We start from the raw sequence: 19,795 nt of genomic DNA, 5'->3' as shown, positions 1-19,795 counted from the left end.
TCGTTACTTTCTCAAAATTAAGTGTCATTTCTATCCAGGTGGTTCTGCAGGAAAACGCCTGCAGGCTATTTCTCACGAACTATCGGCCGTGTAGTAGGGAAAGGTCACTCCCACGATAACAAACAGCAGTCCAAAACCGACCAGCCACTGGTACTGGTTCTTAAAATCAGCGTATTCCTGGCTGGCAAACTCTCCCTGCTGAAGCTCGTCTATCTGCCCCAGAAAAGCATCAATGCCCGAACCTCCGCTTCGAATTTCATAGTACTCGCCCCCGCCCTCACTGGCAATAGAACGAAGCACCTCCGCCTGCAGCCGGGTCTTTACCTCGGTTCCATTCTCCCCTCTTTTGTACCCTATAAGCGTACCGGAATCGTTATACAGGGGAATGCGAGTCCCCGACGCTGTGCCCAGACCCAGCGTGTAAATGGAAACATTTTCTTCTTTTAACTGCTCAAGCGCCCCGTCGTAATCCGCTCCGTGATTTTCCCCGTCCGAAATGATAAGCAGGACCTTTGCCGCTTTCGATGATTGGCCATCTTTGCCTCCCCTGTCAAATGCATCGGCCGCCGTTTCCATCGCCGCACCAAAATCGGTGGAAGAGGAGGGCATCTGGTTGGTTTCAGCAATATTCAGGAACAGTCGCAATGCCGAATAATCCATGGTCATCGGCGACTGCAGATAGGCTTCGCCCGTAAAAACAACCAGTCCGACCCGGTCGCCCTGCAGTTTTTCAATCAGGCGGCTGACCTCGTATTTGGCTTTTTCCAGCCGGCTGGGCTTGACATCCTCGGCATTCATGCTGGCAGAGAGATCCAGCGCAATAAGCAAATCAACGCCCTGCCGCTTTACCTCGCGCACTTCCGTGCCAATTTTAGGGCCTGCCGCAGCTAGGATCAGCAAAGCGATGCCAATATAGAGGCTGAGATGCCTGATTCGTTTACCCCACGGCCAGAACCCCCGGCGCAGTTTTTGGAGCAACTTGCTCCCAAAATATTTTTTCCTCTTTTCATCCAGCCGTCTATTGTACCAGTAGGTCAAACCAATAAGAACCGGAATGATCAGAAGAAACCACAGGTAAAGGCTATTCTGCCAAATCATAGCATTACATTGTCAGAATTTAATAACTAGCGATTCAGATATAGTATATAACTCAATAAGATAATTGAAATTGCGGGAGGCGACAATTTTATCTGCCGCCTGACTATCCTTCAGCGGTGACCGGCTGCGACAAGATCACAAAAGGGTCAACGATTATGAACATTAAGGAAAGGGCATATGTTATGAAGGTAAACAGAACATGGGGGAGGGTCCCCGGCTTATCTTCACAGCAGCAACATGAGGTATGACCGTATGACGGGCCGGGTTCTGCTTCCGCAAGAGCGTAAAAGGAAAGCATGGGTAATCCCGAATCACAAGATCGACCTTGACGAAACATATGATGAAAGCACAGAAGTCCCATGAATAAACAACGCGATTCTGCACATACCCGAAGCCGCTACGACCTGTTGGCCCCGGTTTATAACCTCATGGAGTGGCCGCTTGAGCGACTGCTGTTCCAATCATGGCGCAGAGAGCTCTGGCGAGAGGTCGAAGGCCCGCAGGTACTTGAAATAGGTGTTGGCACCGGAAAAAATATACCATTCTACCCCGACCATATTACCCTCACCGGTATCGACCTGTCGCCCCGAATGCTTGCCCGCGGCCAAAAAGAGCTTGCTAAATCTGGTAAAAAGCACGTGACCCTCCGGGAGATGGATGCCCAGCAGATGAATTTCGAGGACCATACCTTTGATGAAGTCGTCGCGACCTTTGTATTCTGTTCCGTGCCGGATGCTGTAGCCGGACTGCAGGAAGCCCTCAGGGTTACCCGGCCGGGCGGCACCCTCCACCTGCTCGAACACATGCGTTCCGACCATCCCCTGCTGGGCACCGTAATGAATACTATTGACCACCCCCTCCACTACCTGAGCAGCGTCCATATCGCCCGGCGAACTGTGGACAACGTCGAGAAGGCCGGATGGATGATCAACGAAGTCCAACCCCTTTCTTTCACCGGTATTGTCAAGAGAATAAGGGCCACAAAGGCCGGCCGCGATGTGGAACACCACGCAGATCAAGAGTGAAAAACTATAGCCGGAACTCGAAGCCTGCACAATCCCTTTAATAATCTACCAGTTAACCAATAGCAGCTGACCATGGATTTTATTAGTCTTTACGGCGAATCGGCCAAAACGGCACTGGGGTTTTTCTGGAAATCGGGCTGGGCCTTCGTGCTCGGTTACTTTATCAGCGGGATGATCCAGGCGTTCGTCCCCAAGCAAAAGCTTAGCCGTTACATGGGCGATGCTGACCTGAAAAGCATCTCCCTGTCCACCTTTTTCGGAGCCGCTTCCTCCTCCTGCTCCTTTGCGGCCCTTGCGGCCGCACGATCCCTGGTAAAGAAGGGCGCCCATTTTATAGCTGCCGTGGCCTTCATGTTTGCCTCCACAAACCTGGTGATTGAACTGGGCATACTGATTCTCATTTTCCTGGGCTGGCAATTCCTGGCAGCCGAACTTATCGGGGGACTGATCCTCATCACCATCAGCAGCCTGCTCATCAAGTGGACATACCCGCAAAGCTGGATGCAGGCCGCCCGGGAAAAAGTAGAGAGCGAAGGCGACGGGATGAGCGAAGAGTTTGACTGGCGGAAACGCATTACCAGCAAAGAGGGCTGGCAGCTGGTGGGACATAAGTTCGTCAATGACTGGAAAATGGCCTGGGAGGATATCCTGATCGGCTTTACCATTGCCGGCTTCGTGGCAGTGCTGGTTCCCGAATCGTTTTGGTCGGCGCTCTTCCTGGCCAACGCCAAACAGCTGCCCGCCTGGCTGGTGACCCTGGAAAATGCGGCGGTAGCACCTTTTGTGGCGGCCGCAACCTTCATCGGCTCAATGGGCAATATCCCCCTGGCCACCGTGCTCAATGAGAACGGAGTGCTCTTTGCCGGCATCATGGGCTTCATCTATTCCGACCTGATGGTGCCGCCACTGGTGCACATCAATGCAAAGTACTACGGGTGGAGGGTTGCGCTGTATATCGCAGGCGTGATGTTTGTGAGCATCGTGCTGACGGCCCTGATTCTCAATGGTCTTTTTGCGGTGCTGGGTATTATCCCGGAGAGCCAGAAGGCCGTCTCCAACATCACCCAGTTCAAAATTGATTATACCTTCTGGATGAACCTGGGCTTCATCTGGCTGGCCGGTTGGCTGGCATGGCAAAACAGGCAGTATCTAAAAGATCACGAGATGAAGATGATGGAGATGGAAAGCGGCGGACCGATAAAAAGATTTGTAGTCTTTCTCTTCATTGCCATCCTCCTGGGAGGCATCGCAGTTTTCTTCCTGGCATAAAAACTGTTATTCGGGCACAACAAGACAAGCTCCGGGCAGCATCAGCAAGTGCAGAGGGAATCGTCAGCATCAGTTCTGTTTTCTCTGTACATACCATCCCACAAAGCTGCCCCATATTACACAGTTGAACAGCAGGGGCATGAGAATGCCTTTCAAAGCAAAGCTATTAAAAAAGGCGCCGCCTACAGCGGGTACTACCACTGTCCACAGCCAAAGGGAGGGAAGAAGACCGAACACCATCCCCTTCAGCGGCGTGGGATTTGGAACCAGCCGGAAAACAATGCCCCATATGCCGCCGCTTATGGCAAAAAGAAGTGCTGCCGTGAAATGGTCAAGCAGAAGAAAGTGCTCGCCAAAAACAGCATGGTAGGTGTTGACAAATCCCGGATTCCCCGCCAGTCCCAGTACCTTCAACAGATACATCAGGACGATCAAAATGAAAGCGCCATAGACTGCTCCTGCAAAATAGGTCGACACCGAAGCTTTCCCAGCCATAATAGAAGCTGTTGAATTTGTGTAAGTGCAACTCTCAGTTATTCATCTCAGAAAATATTTTTCTATCCTCCATCATATTACAACCAATACGCTGCTTTGTCAATATTTTGCTCCCCGCAGTATAGCTGTACCGTATGCTATGCGCCAACAAAAGGGTAAAACTGTTAGCCTGATCTTGTTGGAAATCAATATTCTGTAAAGAGGACAACAGAAAGACATCGGAAAATCGCGCCAACCAACGAATAATTTTGCGAAAGTTACTTTCTCCTGCAGGAAATAAAAGCAAGGCAGTAAGCATCAGAAATCCGCAGTCCGTCTTGACCGTAATACCTCAAAACGAACCGATCTGTGCCGTCCTGCGCCTGCTTATCAAAAAGCGTTTGATTGTAATTCATTACAAAACGATGTCTGGCGATCCCCTTAATCTGAGCACACTCCCCATTTCGCAAGATATCAAGATAAAAAGAAAGTCATAACATCGTGCAGGATCAGCTTTTGATTATGATCCCGGAGCCAGCGGGGGACTATCCTTCAGGCTACTGCCTAAACACTGAATTGGGGCAGCGGCTCTTCAGCACGGCAAGCCTTGAGTATTCCCAGTTGAAAAAACAAGCTGTTTTTCCGCTAACATACACACGAAAACTCACCCTCCCTTCTCCAGCTGTTACCTTTCCAGCAGATTTTGGTTCAGGCCGTACCTGTAGCGCCGGTTGTCATTCGGGTCTTTCCTCCTGAGGATCAGCTCATCCTCCCCGGAGACCTGTTTCACAAACTTTTTATTAATCGACTTGATGATGTCGTTCCTGAGCCTTCTCCGGTAATCATACGACTCCACATCACTCCAGAGCAGCTCCTCAATCTCATTCGAATCCATAAATCGCCCCTGCTCATGCATATACTCCAGCAGCCTCACCTCCTTGCTGTTGAACTCCCCGCCCTGCAGCAGGATATCGAGCGATATGAAATCGCGCTGCTCTTCTTCTTTCTCTTTTGTATTGTCATCGGCCTTTCTGTTACTGTATACCCAGAACAGAATTCCTCCGATTAACGCCAGCCCGGTCAGATAGTAGTATAACTGCATGGAGGCATAAAAGGGGGATTCGCCGATCCTGGCCAGCAGCGAATCAGCCGGCAGCCGGAAGATCCGTACCGGGTGGCTCTCCGTGTTGGAAAGCGTTTCCACTCCTACAAACACCGCTTCCTCCGCATTGGGATTGTACAGGTAATTGGTGGGTATAAACTGACTGGAGGAACCGAACTCCAGTGATATTTCAGCCTTTGTCTCCTGGGATCGCAGATCCACCGGTCTGAGATGGAACCTATCGCCCGATGGTTTCGCGTTGAAAGAAGGAAGGAACCACATTCGCTCATCCGGCAGGTACAAGGAAGAGGATTTTTTGTTGGTTCTCCCGATGGCAGGCGAGACTGCAGCATTCGCCGCCTCGCGGCTGGACTGATCAATCGTTAGGATTTTATCCCACTTCTGGTTGTTGAAAGAAAACCTCCAGATATCACGGAATTTCCGTGGGGACACATCCCCGGCGCTGGCATACCCCGCCTCGGTGCCCTCCCCGCCGAATATGTACAACTGGTCCCTTTTCTGATCATAGAGGCCGGTTCCGGGGATCCTGCGGGCCGGGAGCGGGGAGTCCCTGTCGACTTGCTGTATGCCCCACCGATGATGTGATTGGTTATAGAAAACCATGATATTGTGATGCTCCCAGAAACCGTAGCCCCCGAAAACATAGAGCCTGCCCTCCCGGTAGAAGGGATAGTGACCGAACTGGTTCCGGTGATCGAATGAGCGGTCTTCTCGTTCGATATCGTATGTATCCGGGTCAACGGTATAAACCTCTCCCACCCCTCTCGACCACAGCTGAATGACGCCTCCCTGCGGATCGACACCGAATTCAAACTGGCCGAAGGCCCCCTCAACATCTTTCATGGCATCAAGAAACCGCCAGCGGTCATCGATCAGGTCATAGCTCCACAAACCGTTTTTAAGCAGCACATAGACTCTTTCTGAAGTTGTATCGATATCCGCATAGACAAACGAACCGTCTTCCAGCATCGGCCTGAGTCCGCGGATGGCAAAATCCTGCCGACTACGCGGCAGAATTTGATAGAAAGTTTCCCCGGTGTACCCGGAGACATAACGAATTAGGATGCCGCGGATACGGATTTTTTCGCCGCCATCGAGCATGTCAAATTTAAAATCATCGTAATAAACACTGGAACGGGAGACGAAAATATGCAGCGAGTCCTTTGAACCGTCAGGGGGAGCTATTCGAAGCATCTTTATATCTTTGCCGTAATCTCCGTTTTGAACAATGGCCTCTCCGCTTACAAGCACCCCCCTGTGGCGTCCGGGATCCCCAAACACCCGGTTCAGCGGCACTACTTCAGGAATACGGCTGTCTCCCTCAACCACTTCCAAATGCTCGACCACAATTTCCGGTTTGCTGGCATGCACCTCAAGTGTACCGGTAACATGCAGGCTGTCCCCTCTGGCAACCGGTGTATCCAGCGTATCGGAAAATATCATAATTCCTGCCGTGCTGTCCTGCATATACAGGATCATATACTGCTCACTGAAAACGTCCGTTCCCACCGTTGCCCTTCCCCTGACCGTTACCCGCTCTCCCAGCCGGTCGGGCTGCCCATTCCCGTCATGATCTGCCAGCAATTCTGCAATCCTGCTTATTTCACCGTTGTTCAGGGGGTCGGCTTTCGTAGGCGCAAGCGGTACCAGCAACAACATGATTAACAGTACCCATGGAGACAGTGCGGTCAATATACGCCGTCCTGTTGTTGGTTCACTCATTTTTTTACTTGGGCTATCCTCTGAAAGGATACTATTCTCATCCATATAAAGCGATGACATACAACTATAATAATTTTGGTAGTTCAAGAACTGCAGTAGAGGAAATCATTCCGCCTTGAAAGAAAGCCCCAGAACATACGTTTGGTAAATACATAAGATCCGTATGTACCCAAAAGCGCTTTTTTAGCTTCAAAATACACCGATTATCAAACGGGCAAGGACTTCAAATTCCAAGCCGGTTCATAACCTTTCTTCTTTTCTGCCAACTTTCTCTATATCTTATTAAACAGCAAAAGGTAACAAAATTATATCATATTTGATTCCTAAACTTATCTTGACAACCCAGTGACCAAATATTTATCCTGGGTCTAGTGAAGCAAACGATTTAGAGAGGGATAGTAAGATTGGGGCTGTAATATGTACTCTTTTATGAAAGAGGATGCATAACCATCAAAAGAGCCGGGGCAGCCGGAAACAGCGTCATTTTACTTATTGTCTGTCATGAATAAAAACGGCCGGCTGGTAGTATGAGCTTATTGGGATTCTGGAACATGATAAGAAGAAAATAAAATGATAAAGGCACGCTATCATCTCAGAAAGCAGGAACAATCAATGACAAGGTGCAAGGCTATCGGTTGTCGTCTGCCGAAGGCATTTGGCAGAAAACCTCCGTTCCTTCTCCGTTTTCACTTTTAATTTCCAAATGCCCACCAATCATTTGCGCCCGAAAATTCATAATACGGACGCCCATTCCATCGCTTATTTCCTCTGGCCCTGGAAATCCCTGGCCGTTATCCTCAATATGAAGCATAATATGATCCTTCTCCATATTCAACGCAACGTGAACGACCGAGGCATTTCCATGTTTAATCGCATTGTTTATAGCCTCCTGGGCAATGCGATACAGGTGAACGGCCGAAGCATTATCGTCCACCTTTGCCTCCGGCGTATTGGAATATTGGATGTCAATATCATACATCTTCGACAACTTCCTGGTCAATTCCCGAAGCGCACTGTCCAAACCGTTTGATTCAATGTTCACCGGCACTAAACCTTGAGTCAGCGCCCGGGCATACTCATCGGCCTCCTTTACCAAATCGGCAATCTCCTGCACTTTCTCCGCTCCTTCCGCCCCCTGTGATTCCAGTTTATTGGACAAGCTCTGAGCGATAAGTCCGATCCCCGTAAGCATCTGCCCCAGCCCATCATGCATGTCCCGTCCGATGCGCTGCCTTTCCTGCTCACTTATGTTGAGGATCTCCTGTTCCAGTTTACGCCGGTCCCGCACATCACGACCAATTGATATAATGGTAGGCCGACCATTGTAACTGAATGACCGGGCGCTAATTTCCAGCGGAATAACTTCGTCCTCTTTGGTAATATGCTGCGATTCATGGATTCTTTTGCCGCTGTCGATAACATCAGCAATCCGTTTTTGAATTTCATCTTTTTCGGCAGCGACAATGTCATACAATGTTTTCTCCAACAGCTCCTCGTGTGAATACCCCAGAAGTTCACAGGCGATGTCGTTGACATCCAGAAAAGGCAACGGCTCTCTGTTGTCATCGACCTGGAACACCAGAATTTCGTCGGTGGTACCCTGAAATAACATGCGGTACCGGCGTTCGTTCTCACGCAGCTGCAGCTCTGCCCTCTTGCGATCGGTAATATCCTGCGTCGTCCCAAATAATTTTACAACTTCTCCATTCTTGTCCTTGATGGGATCAACGATGCTGTACAGGTATTTCGTTTTTCCGCTTTTCGTTGTAATTCCCAGCTCAAGATAGCCACGCTGACCTCTTTCCTGCACTTCCCGTATCGCGGCATCAATATCCTCCCGGTATTCCGGAATGATGATCGGTTTCAGCTCCTCATACGTTGGCGCCGGTTCTTCCGGATCCATTTCGAAGATACGAAAGGTCTCGTCAGACCAGGTGATCTCTCCAGACTCAAGGTCCAGCTCATAATTTCCCAGATGGGCCAGCTCCTGAGCTTGCTGCAGCCGCTGCTGGCTTTTTTCGAGCCTGAGGGTTAGCTGATGTCGCTGCATGGCATAAAGAATAGCCCTTCCCAGCAGGATTGCATCAATATCCTTTTTTTTCAGAAAATCCTGAGCCCCTGCCTGTACAGCCTCAATGCCCAATTTTTCATCATCCAGGCCTGTTAACACGATAACCGGAACCGTCTCGGTCGTCTTGTGAATGGCATCAAAGGTGGCCAGTCCAAAACTGTCGGGCAGTGATAAATCCAGGAGTATGACATCAAAATCTTTTTCCTGAAGAAAACTCATGCCCTTCTCAAGCGTATCTGCCAACGTCAGAGTCGGCTTAAATTCGAAAAATGATTCTTTCAGATACTCTTCAATCAACCGGGCATCACCAGGATTATCCTCGATTAGCAGCGTCTTTATTTGTTCCAGATCATCCATTCTACTTTCCTTTGATGCCTGTTGGTAATTTTACAATAGTAAACCAAAAGTTTTCTATTGCCGTAATAACCTCCACAAATTGATCAATACCCATCGGTTTCGTTACATAACAATTGGCATGCAACTTATAGGATTTGACAATATCTTTTTCAGCCTCAGAAGTTGTCAGAACCACCACGGGAATAAGTGCCAACCTGTCGTCATTTTTAATCTCCTCGAGAACTTCACGGCCATCTTTTTTGGGAAGATTCAAATCCAGCAGTATTAAATCAGGGGTTATCACATCACGGTAGTCCCCCTTCTTATTCAGAAAGTCCATGGCCTCCTCCCCGTCGCGCACAACATGCAGGTTATTCCGAATTTTCGCCTCTTTTATTCCCTCTCGAGTCAGGCGGATATCCGCCTCGTTGTCCTCGACTAAAAGTATTTCTACCGGCCTGTCCATTTAGCTGAATATTTGGTTTTTTATTGCTTCTTTACGTTTCTCTTCCTGCGCCGACTCAAGGTTTTTGGCAATGGTAAAATGAAAGGTTGCTCCCCTGCCCGGTTCGGAGTCAACCCATATTTCGCCGCCATGCCGCTCGACAATTTTTTTACAGATTGCCAGTCCGATCCCTGATCCGCTGTACGCCTCACGCTGGTGCAAACGCTGAAAAATGACAAAAATCCGTTTTTGATAATTTTCATCAATGCCCATGCCGTTGTCAGCTACACTGAATTGCCAATAATCCTCCAACTCGCTGGCCTTTATTCTGACCTCCGGCTTTCCCTCCTTCTTAAATTTAATAGCGTTCTGGATCAGGTTTTGGAACAGCTGAACAAGCTGCAGTTTATCCGCCGAGAGCTCGGGCAAGGGTGATTCTGTAACAATATTGGCATCATTTTCCTCAATATATCTTTCCAGGTTTTGCAGTACATTCTCTATGACCGCTTCGCTACTAACCTTTTTAAACCGTTTGGCCCGGGATCCCACGCGTGAAAACTGCAGCAGGTCATTGAGCAATTCCTGCATCCGCTGCGCCCCGTTTACCGCATAGTTGATAAAATCACTGGCATCTTCATCAAGCTGATCTTTGTAGCGGCGAGCAAGCAGCTGCGTGTAGCTGGCAACCATCCGCAGTGGTTCCTGAAGGTCATGGGAAGCCACATAGGCAAACTGCTCCAACTCCTCATTTGAATGTTTGAGCTCCACGGCTTTTTGCTTGAGCTCCCGGTGGGCTTTAAGAAGCTTGTGCTCGGCCTTTTTTCGCTGGGTAATATCAATTACATAACTGATGACAAACCGGCCCTCCTCATTTTCAAAATGGTTGAGGCTGACTTCCACCGGGAATTCCTCCCCATCCTTGTGAAGCCCGTATAAATCGCGTCCCTGTCCCATCGGTCGCGGTTCGGGGTCGTCATAGTAGTCCAGGCGAAAACGCTTATGCTTTGGTTGGTAACGGTTGGGGATCAATACCTCTATCTTTTCTCCCACTAGTTCCTCGCGAGGATACCCAAACAACTCTTCAATCTTCTGGTTTGCCATGACAATCCGGCCATTCAAGTCTGATATTATAATCCCCTCTGTTGCGGCCTCAAAAAGTGCCGACATTCGATCTTCGCTTTTCTTGATGCGATTCAGGGATCTTTTGTAGTTGATCACAAACCAGACAGTGCCCCAAATAACAATGATTGCCATTAAACGATTGGCCACTGCCATGACAAGATAACCCGACGGCTGTGAAAAAGAATAGCCCGCAACAATAAGCAGGGTTGACAGTATGCCTGCCCCTACCGTATGACGCTTTCGCCTGGACCAGTAGGTAGCCATTATCAACAGCGCATAAGGAATACCTCCCGCCACCCCCAGCGGAAACCGGAGGTCAATGATAAATACTGCAATGGAGACCAGCCCTAACCCTGCAAGCAGTAGATAATTAAAATTAAATGATGCTGAATTATCGGTCATCTTGCTCATTGGTGGCAACTTAATGCAATAAACAAATTATACCTTGTCAATAATTCAATTTGGCAACCTATTTCTTTAAAGGCAAGCGCTTAGCGATTTTATCCTCTTTCAGGAACCAGAGGAAATAATTTTATGCTTGCCCACAAAACTGCAAAGCCATCGTGAAACAGAGCATAGTTCCGACCCTGGAAAGTTAATTTGCAGACCTTGCTGAAATAACCTTATTTAGATTCTTTCATTTTTCTCATCTATTAAATGACAAGTGGCATTTATGAAGAAAATTGTAATTACAATTTTTGTACTATTAATAAGCTCACAAATACAGGCGCAGGAAGCAATGATTGTACCTGATAGCCTCTCAGGCTGGTCTTACAGCTGGGTTACCGGCCTTAATGGCTCCCAGGCCGCCTATTCCAACTGGTCGCAGGGGGGCGTCAACAATATTGCTCTGTCGGGCAACTCCTCATTTACGGCCAAGCACAGGGAGGACCGTTTTTCCTATGGCTTTTTACTTGCTGCGCGGTATGGGAAATCCAAAATTGAAAAGCAGGGCATCCGTAAAACATCTGACCAACTGGTCATAAAAAATCGGTTTCTCTATGAGCTGATAGAGAAGGAGAGCAATTATTCAGCGTATGCAAACATCAACTTTCGCACACAATTCGATGATGGATTTGAGTATGATGCCGGACCCGACGACAATGATGTACTCATATCCGGATTTATGTCACCGGCCTACTTTCAGCAGGGATCTGGTATTGCATACATACCCACCGATTACTTCAGTGCCGAAGCCGGTTTAGCCCTTAAACAAACCATTGTAACCGATGATAACCTGGTTACCAATTATGGTCTTGAACCCGGCGATACCATCAAGAATGAGGGCGGCCTTACCCTGGGCCTTGCCTATGAACAATCCATAGCCCCAAACTTTCTGCTGAGTTCAACAGTAGAAACCTTCACCAATGTCAACAAATCACTTTCCGGTACTGATGTATATTTTGCCAATGAGCTTACCGGGAAGGTCAATGATCTGATTAGTACCTCGCTCCGGTTCGACTTAGCCTACGACGATGACTTTTCGGAGGAGGTACAGCTGATGCAAACCCTGTCGCTGGGCGTCTCATTTATCCTGATGTAGCAACAGGAGCAGTAAAATTCTCCGCTCTTTGATGAATATCTGGCAGAAAGCCGTTTTATCTCAGACAGGATAGAAGCTGCCGGTTGAAAAGGTCCCCTTTGCAGTGTCTCGCGGCCGGCAGAATCATGCAGAAACGGGAAGGCCATAATTCTGAAACACGGCGGGCACATCCATATTGATGCAGTGGTTATAAAAGGGAGTGGCATCATGGACCAACCTGCTAGCAGATATTAAGATTGCCAGCGGAACGCCATTGTTAACCAAATCCTGGAAGAACTGGAATCTACTTCCAGGATCAACAGGTTCTCAGTACAGCAATAACATAGCCAGCCGCCTGAATATCGTAAATCCAGAGCTTGCAGTATGCGAAAATTGATGAAGCCATGGTGATTTTCCCTGCATACGCGGTCCCCTTCGATACGCCGCTCACCCATCCTTTATCAACTATCCCATTCCATTTGGGGGAGATTTAGCTTCAATGCAAGCCGACATTCAACAATATTAATGAAACAGGCTTTAACAAATATCAGCGTAATACTTTGCCCTACAAACTTCCAATTGGATTAACCGTATGTTAGCTAATGAAAACCAGCGTTTTAAAAAACTAATTGGTAGCGTTTTTATTCCGAACCTGACAAATAATCGCAATTAATTCACGGAGCTGATGAAGGGCAAACGAAAGCCTGCACCAACAGTAAGCGATCTTTTATGCCGACTTTTGCAGCTAACGACACCCCGTACACCACTCTTCCACCACCATGATAACACGCGGTAACATATGGATCCTGCTGGCAACGGCCCTGCTTCTTTTGGCAGGCTACAACAAGGGGAAAGCCGTCATTTCTTTTAATGCATCTGTCGCCGAAACTTCGGCCAACAGGGTACAGCCCCTCCACCTTTTGGAGGATACTGTAAAGGTCAAGGACTATTTTGAGGTGATGGACGATATCGTACACCGGTATGACTCCTTGCTCTCGTACCCTGTTTCGGAGCATCTGATTATCAGGAACAATCCCTGGGTGATCGATTCGCTGGCTGCTACCGATTATTACCATCTGAAGGAGCGTGGAATTACCAACCTGGATCCCAAAGAACTGCCGATCTTCAGGCCCGGCCAACATCTGGTTATACCCGATTCTGCCGCGGCGGACAGCCTGAACCGGCTTTTCAAACAGACCTACCTGGATCTGAATATCCCTGAATTCAAGCTCCGGGTACGGCAGGGAGAACGAACTGTTTACGAATTTCCGGTGCGTGTAGGCCGAGATGAGCGTAAATACCTGGCCATGGCGGGCCGGGTTATGGATCTGCGCACGCGTTCCGGAGAAGGGACCATTGTACGGCACATAAAGAATCCCGTTTTTATCAATCCCGTCAACAACCACGTCTACCACGTCACCCGGCGGGATGACGGCACAGTGACCAGGTTGCCCAATATCCCATGGCTGGAACCCGAGATCAACGGCGTACGCTATGGCCAGCTCATCCATCCCACCACCAACATCGAAACACTGGGCAAGGCCTACTCAAACGGCTGTATCGGCACCTCCGAGGCCGCCGCCTGGTACCTTTATTACTACGCGCCCCCGGGCACGCGCATTGTAATTCGATATGATTTGGAGATCGTGGATGAAAATGGCCGTACCACCCGGCTGCAGAATGTGTATAGCCGATAAACGTCAATTATACAGTGGTCGTGATGAAAGCCTCCGCAATGATGGTTTTTTGCTGTCAATAAAACCGCAGCATAATTCAAGCGCTGCCTAGCGCCCGGCTGCAACTGTTGACACTTCGGATCTTCTCCAAAACGTAGCTAAAGAATAACGTGGAAAAAGTAGCTTATGCCTGCGATCATATCTTGCTGTAAATGGTCACTTTCCCATTTTATAGATTTTTAGGTATTTTTATCCATAATAATATATTATTACCCAACGTTTTTTAGTTAATTCATAAATATTCTGGAGGGTAAGGTTCATTTATTCTACCTTTAGCCTTCGAAAAAAAACCATATAAATTATACATCCATATGTTTTCAACCTCTTGCGATTATGGCTTGCAGGCGATGCTTTTTTTAGCCCTGCATTATTCGGATGAAGAAAATATAGATCTGACCAGCATATCGAAGGAACTCGATATCCCAAAACATTTTCTTAGCAAAATCCTTCAAATGCTTGTTAAACATAAACTGCTAATATCCATGAAAGGCCCAACCGGTGGCTTTCGCCTCAATCGCCCCCCCTCCGATATTAGACTTATTGAGATTATTGATACCATCGACGGCCTTGATATCTTTAATGAGTGTGGCATAGGATTTAAAAAATGCAATGATGAAAATCCCTGCCCTATTCACTACGAATACAAAGAGGTGAGAAATAAAATTCGAAATCTCTTCGAAAATAAGACGCTTAAGGAACTTACTGAAGATGTGGAAAGCGGTGAAAGCATTGTAGCCCTGGGACATAAACCCAGCCCATCCTAATGCCCTGTTTCTCATTGAAGAATTAAAACAAGCGACGGATTTTTTCTGCAATTTTATTTTGGAGTTTTATGTCTAAAAATCTTATACTGATTTAGAGTCCGATAAGAAGGACTGCTTTTATTACCTACAGAAGCTTAGAGAGAGCTCAAATGGCCTTACTAATAACAGATGATTGTATTAATTGCGGGTATTGCCTGGTGGAATGTCCCAACCAGGCAATTTATGAGCCAGACATGGAATGGTCACTGGCGGAAGGCACCCGGCTGAAGGGACGAGTGATGGTTGGTGAGGGAAGAGAAATCAATGCTAAGAAATTCCATCCTCCCCTGTCTAAACAATATCATTTTATCGTGCCCGAAAAATGTTCGGAATGCAAAGGCGCTTATGATATGCCGCAGTGCGCGGAAGTTTGTCCCAATCCCGAAAGCCTGCGAACAGGCAGGCACAGCGAAAAAATTATCGGACTGCTGCTAAAACAATTCCATATGAACCCAGATGTCAATGAGTAACAACCGGCCGGCTGAAAACCATTTTTATTGCAAAATAAGTAATCACTGAATCCCGAATAATGCTGCCATGGATATTGGTATAAAAAAACAAAACCGGAATAATCACCGTAACATCACGGCAAGCCATCTATACGGGCTTATTTCCCTTTACGTAGGGACCTATTCACATGAGCGGATATTTGAAGAGATGATCAAAGGGACAAGAATACTGGATCGCGACGGTACGGGCTTCCTTAACTATTTTCGTAAACATACCCGACAATACAGCACCGGAAAGCAGCTTATTCACCTTAGCAGAGATCTCAAGCCCATTGTCTGCCTCCCACTGCAACACGGATGCGATTCTGACAAGCCCGGTAATTATATGGAAGCCGGAGATTCACCGACCGGCCCTACAGAGCCATGCGGCAAAGGCGTTGCATACTATCCGTCCTGCTATCTTGAACCGCCCGGATCACAACATTAACAAAATTAGGGAGCAATGTTCTCAGCATCGTGCCACTACGGTTTGCAAGCCATGTTTTATATCGCACTGCATTCAACGGAAGAGAAGAATGTGGATCTCAACGAGATTGCGGCTGAACAGAACATTCCCAAGCATTTTCTAAGCAAAATTTTGCAGCTGCTGGTAAAACACAAGCTGCTGGTTTCCATGAAAGGACCTACCGGCGGATATAAGCTGAATCGTTCCGCCGATGAAATTTGCCTGCTCGAAATCGTGGAGGCCATAGACGGGCTGGATATTTTTGATCAGTGCGGCATTGGATTTCGGAAATGCAATCCTGATAAAGCATGTCCCATCCATAGCGACTACAAAAAAATACGCGACCGGGTATACGAACTTTTTAAAGAGAAAACACTGATCGCGCTGAATGAGGAGATCAAGAATGGACAGAGCATGGGAGAAATTGTAAAACCATCAGAAAAATAATTTGAACGTGATATAAGGAGGAGCAACCGTGTCAAACAAACAACTAACCATCGATGCCAATCAGGCAGCGGCCTACGTTGCACATAATCTCAGCGAAATTGTTGCCATTTATCCCATTACTCCCGCCTCACCAATGGGTGAGTGGGCAGACGAATGGAGCATGAGGGGACAGAAAAACATCTGGGGAACCATCCCCGATGTTGTGGAATTGCAAAGCGAAGGAGGCGCCGCCGGTACCATGCACGGGGCACTGCAGACCGGAGCTTTGACGTCTACCTTCACCGCTTCTCAGGGATTGCTGCTAATGCTGCCCAACCTTTATAAAATAGCCGGGGAGCTTACACCAGCCGTGGTGCATGTAGCTTCCAGAACCGTTGCCACCCACGCCCTGTCCATTTTCGGTGACCATAGCGACTCTATGACAGCGAGACTTACAGGAATGGGCATGCTAAGCTCCAACAGTGTGCAAGAAGCGATGGATATAGCCATGATCGCCCATGCGGCCACGCTCGAATCGCGCATCCCCTTCGTTCATTTCTTTGATGGATTCCGGACCTCCCATGAAGTACAGAAGATCCAGCAAATCCCGACGGATGTAATGGCTGAAATGATAGACGATCAATGGATTATCGATCACAGAAACCGGGCACTTACCCCGGATGATCCCGTTCTTCGCGGCACCGCACAGAACCCGGATGTATTTTTCCAAGCCCGTGAAACAGTGAACAGCTACTATAATCATTGCCCGTCTATCGTTCAAAAAACCATGGATACCTTCGCAGACCTTACCGGACGTGAATATCAGCTGTTTCAATATCACGGACCGGAAGATGCAGAACGGGTGATCATTCTGATGGGATCCGGAGCGGAAACGGCTCATGAAACGGTAGACAGGCTTAATAGTGACGGCGAAAAAGTGGGCCTGGTTAAAGTTCGCCTTTTCCGTCCTTTCAGCATGACTCACCTGATCCAGTCGTTACCCGAAAGTGTTAGCGGTATTGCGGTGATGGATCGCACCAAGGAGCCGGGGAGCCCGGGCGAACCGCTATATAATGATGTGCTTGCCAGCCTCTACGAGAATCAAATTGAAAACTGGAAACCATTTGAATCCAACCCCAAAGTAATTAACGGCCGATATGGACTTTCCTCCAAGGAATTCACGCCTTCGATGGTCAAACGCATTTTTGATGAACTTGAAGAGAACAAACCGAAGAACCACTTCACCATCGGTATCCACGATGACATTACCCACACCAGCCTGAAAGTTGAAGAAAACGGCCTGAAAACAGATGCAGACAGATTTGAAGGCTTGTTCTATGGGTTGGGGTCCGACGGTACGGTAAGTGCCAATAAGAATTCCATTAAAATCATCGGCGACAACACCGACAACTACGCGCAGGGCTATTTTGTCTATGACTCCAAAAAATCCGGAGCCACTACGGTTTCTCACCTGCGGTTTGGTCCGAAGCCCATACACTCAGCCTATTTGATCGACAAGGCAGACTTCGTGGCCTGTCACCAGTCGCAGTTTCTCGACCGCCTCGATATGCTGGATAATGCACGTGAGGGTGCTACGTTCCTGTTGAACGCTCCCTACGGTCGCGACGAGGTATGGGATAACCTTCCCGAAAAGGTGCAGCAGCAGATTATTGACAAGAATCTGGATTTCTACAGCATTGACGCCTATAAAGTGGCGCGCAAAAACGGTATGGGCACACGTATCAACACCGTGATGCAGACCTGTTTCTTCGCCATCTCCAATATTCTTCCCCGAGAAAAGGCCATCCTTCTGATCAAGGAGGGCATCAGGAAGGCTTATGGCAGCAAGGGCGAAAAAGTGCTTCAGAGCAACTACGCCGCCGTGGACAACTCCATTGAAAATCTCCACCACATAGAAGTGCCGAAGAAGGTAACCTCAAATATTGAAATGCGGCCTGCCGTTCCCGCGGAAGCGCCCGACTATGTGCAGAAGGTCATCGGTGAAATTATAGCCGGCAACGGCGATGACCTGCCGGTAAGTGCCTTCGAACCGGACGGCACCTTCCCCACCGGAACCACCAAGTGGGAAAAAAGAAATATTGCTCAGGAAATTCCCGTGCTGGATCCCGACATCTGTATTCAATGCGGAAAATGTGCCCTGGTATGTCCCCACGCGGTCATACGCATGAAGGCCTTCGACGGTGATCTTGCGGCGGATGCGCCCGAACTCTTTAAATACATGGATGCCCGCGGCCGCGAATGGCCGGATAATACGAAAGTCAGCGTTCAGGTGTCTCCCGAAGACTGTACCGGATGCGAGCTTTGCGTGGAGGTATGTCCGGTCAAAGATCGCCAGCAGGTGGGGCGAAAGGCACTCAATATGGAAGCCGTCCAGCCGCTGCTGGAACAGGAAATTGAAAACTGGAATTTCTTTGTCGGCCTTCCGGAGTATGACCGTTCGGAAATCAAGCAAGAAACCGTAAAAGGTTCGCAATTTCTCGAGCCGCTTTTTGAGTTTTCCGGTGCTTGTGCCGGATGCGGCGAAACGCCCTATATCAAACTCATTACCCAGCTGTACGGCGACCGCATGGTTATTGCCAACGCCACGGGTTGTTCCTCCATATACGGAGGCAACCTGCCGGCCACCCCCTACACCACCAACGCCGATGGATACGGCCCGGCCTGGTCTAACTCCCTGTTCGAGGATAACGCAGAATTCGGTCTCGGTTTCCGGCTCACAATCGACAAACAGGAAGCACAGGCCCGGGAGCTGCTGCAGTCCATGGGCGATGATATCGACCCCGGATTAAAGGATGATATCCTCAACGCAGATCAAACCACCGAGCCGGGCATTTTCGAGCAGCGAATCCGAGTTGCGCGCCTGAAGAAACAGCTTGAATCTTCGGTCCACAAAAACGCAAAACTGCTTCTAAGCATAGCTGACTATCTTGTTCGAAAGAGTGTCTGGATCTTCGGCGGAGACGGCTGGGCATATGATATCGGCTACGGCGGACTCGATCATGTGCTGGCAAGCGGACGCGATGTCAATATTCTGGTAATGGATACCGAAGTCTACTCCAACACCGGCGGCCAGTGCTCCAAGGCTACGCCACTTGGTGCAGTTGCAAAATTTGCCGCTTCTGGAAAGCGAACATCTAAAAAAGATCTCGGCTTGATGTCTGTTTCCACCGGCAATGCCTATGTGGCTCGAATCGCCCTGGGTTCAAACGACAGGCAGACCATGAAGGCCATTATGGAAGCCGAGCGTTATCCCGGACCGTCTATCATTATCGCCTACAGCCACTGCATCGCTCACGGCTACGATATGAAGTACGGGCTTAATCAGCAGAAGCTCGCCGTTGATTCCGGTTACTGGCCGCTCTTCCGATTCGATCCGCTGAAAATGGATGCAGGAGAGAACCCGTTCCAGCTGGATTCCAAAGCACCCAAAATATCGCTGGAAGAGTATGCATACAATGAAATGCGCTACCTGATGCTGTCAAAATCGAAGCCGGGCGCAGCCAAGAAACTCATGAAGCGGGCTCAGAAAGAAGTAAACGAGCGATGGAAGGTGTATGAACAGATGGTATCGGTCTATGAACCTAATGGGAGTACCGATAAGAAATGAGTGAATTCTTATGCTGATGCTAATAAATAGAAATGTAGAAC

Annotated in this window: 14 protein-coding genes; 8 read left to right on the top strand and 6 right to left on the bottom strand. The window is 48.5% G+C overall.

Annotation, left to right across the window (positions count from 1 at the left end; translation table 11 throughout):
* Nucleotides 1-72: 72 nt before the first annotated feature.
* Nucleotides 73-1,098, bottom strand: a complete 1,026-nt coding sequence (locus tag FN808_RS10110; protein ID WP_142714473.1) for a vWA domain-containing protein — start codon at nucleotides 1,096-1,098, stop codon at nucleotides 73-75.
* A 359-nt stretch (nucleotides 1,099-1,457) separates the two neighbouring features.
* On the opposite strand from FN808_RS10110, the gene FN808_RS10105 reads away from it, so the two are divergent.
* Nucleotides 1,458-2,123 (top strand): class I SAM-dependent methyltransferase, encoded by a 666-nt coding sequence (locus FN808_RS10105; RefSeq protein ID WP_142714472.1) that lies wholly within the window; start codon nucleotides 1,458-1,460, stop codon nucleotides 2,121-2,123.
* 72 nt (nucleotides 2,124-2,195) lie between these two features.
* Entirely contained in the window at nucleotides 2,196-3,392 is a 1,197-nt protein-coding gene (locus tag FN808_RS10100; protein WP_142714471.1) for a permease, read from the top strand.
* Between the two features lie 69 nt (nucleotides 3,393-3,461).
* Here FN808_RS10100 and FN808_RS10095 read toward each other — a convergent pair whose 3' ends face one another.
* The 5 genes from FN808_RS10095 to FN808_RS10075 all read right to left on the bottom strand — a co-directional run bounded on the left by FN808_RS10095 (nucleotide 3,462) and on the right by FN808_RS10075 (nucleotide 11,096).
* Nucleotides 3,462-3,887: a hypothetical protein gene (locus FN808_RS10095; RefSeq protein WP_142714470.1), complete on the bottom strand. Its 426-nt coding sequence runs from the start codon at nucleotides 3,885-3,887 to the stop codon at nucleotides 3,462-3,464.
* 664 nt (nucleotides 3,888-4,551) lie between these two features.
* A complete protein-coding gene (locus FN808_RS10090; protein WP_142714469.1) occupies nucleotides 4,552-6,711 on the bottom strand; it encodes a hypothetical protein in 2,160 nt (719 codons plus the stop codon).
* A 628-nt stretch (nucleotides 6,712-7,339) separates the two neighbouring features.
* Nucleotides 7,340-9,139 carry a hybrid sensor histidine kinase/response regulator gene (locus FN808_RS10085; RefSeq protein ID WP_142714468.1) on the bottom strand — a complete coding sequence of 600 codons (1,800 nt, stop codon included), beginning with the start codon at nucleotides 9,137-9,139 and terminating at the stop codon, nucleotides 7,340-7,342.
* 1 nt (nucleotide 9,140) lies between these two features.
* Nucleotides 9,141-9,584, bottom strand: a complete 444-nt coding sequence (locus tag FN808_RS10080) for a response regulator (protein WP_142714467.1) — start codon at nucleotides 9,582-9,584, stop codon at nucleotides 9,141-9,143.
* Nucleotides 9,585-11,096, bottom strand: coding sequence for a sensor histidine kinase (locus FN808_RS10075; RefSeq protein ID WP_221930010.1), 1,512 nt, complete (start codon nucleotides 11,094-11,096; stop codon nucleotides 9,585-9,587). It lies immediately after the preceding gene.
* A 262-nt stretch (nucleotides 11,097-11,358) separates the two neighbouring features.
* Here FN808_RS10075 and FN808_RS10070 point away from each other — a divergent pair, with 262 nt between their 5' ends.
* The 6 genes from FN808_RS10070 (at nucleotide 11,359) to nifJ (ending at nucleotide 19,754) form a co-directional block, all read left to right on the top strand.
* Entirely contained in the window at nucleotides 11,359-12,228 is an 870-nt protein-coding gene (locus FN808_RS10070; protein ID WP_142714466.1) for a DUF3078 domain-containing protein, read from the top strand.
* Between the two features lie 758 nt (nucleotides 12,229-12,986).
* Nucleotides 12,987-13,904, top strand: a complete 918-nt coding sequence (locus FN808_RS10065) for a L,D-transpeptidase (protein WP_142714465.1) — start codon at nucleotides 12,987-12,989, stop codon at nucleotides 13,902-13,904.
* 350 nt (nucleotides 13,905-14,254) lie between these two features.
* Complete coding sequence (locus FN808_RS10060; RefSeq protein WP_142714464.1) at nucleotides 14,255-14,707, top strand: RrF2 family transcriptional regulator; 453 nt, start codon at nucleotides 14,255-14,257, stop codon at nucleotides 14,705-14,707.
* Nucleotides 14,708-14,856: 149 nt separating this feature from the next.
* Nucleotides 14,857-15,216, top strand: a complete 360-nt coding sequence (locus FN808_RS10055; protein WP_142714463.1) for a 4Fe-4S binding protein — start codon at nucleotides 14,857-14,859, stop codon at nucleotides 15,214-15,216.
* A gap of 481 nt (nucleotides 15,217-15,697) precedes the next feature.
* Nucleotides 15,698-16,147 (top strand): RrF2 family transcriptional regulator, encoded by a 450-nt coding sequence (locus tag FN808_RS10050; RefSeq protein WP_142714462.1) that lies wholly within the window; start codon nucleotides 15,698-15,700, stop codon nucleotides 16,145-16,147.
* Between the two features lie 28 nt (nucleotides 16,148-16,175).
* Nucleotides 16,176-19,754, top strand: a complete 3,579-nt coding sequence (nifJ, locus tag FN808_RS10045) for a pyruvate:ferredoxin (flavodoxin) oxidoreductase (protein WP_142714461.1) — start codon at nucleotides 16,176-16,178, stop codon at nucleotides 19,752-19,754.
* Nucleotides 19,755-19,795: the final 41 nt, after the last annotated feature.

Source organism: Fodinibius sediminis (assembly GCF_900182555.1).
Taxonomy (GTDB): Bacteria; Bacteroidota; Rhodothermia; order Balneolales; family Balneolaceae; genus Fodinibius; species Fodinibius sediminis.
The sequence above is the reverse complement of the archived record's forward strand: the minus strand, read 5'-3'. Positions and strand labels throughout refer to the sequence as shown.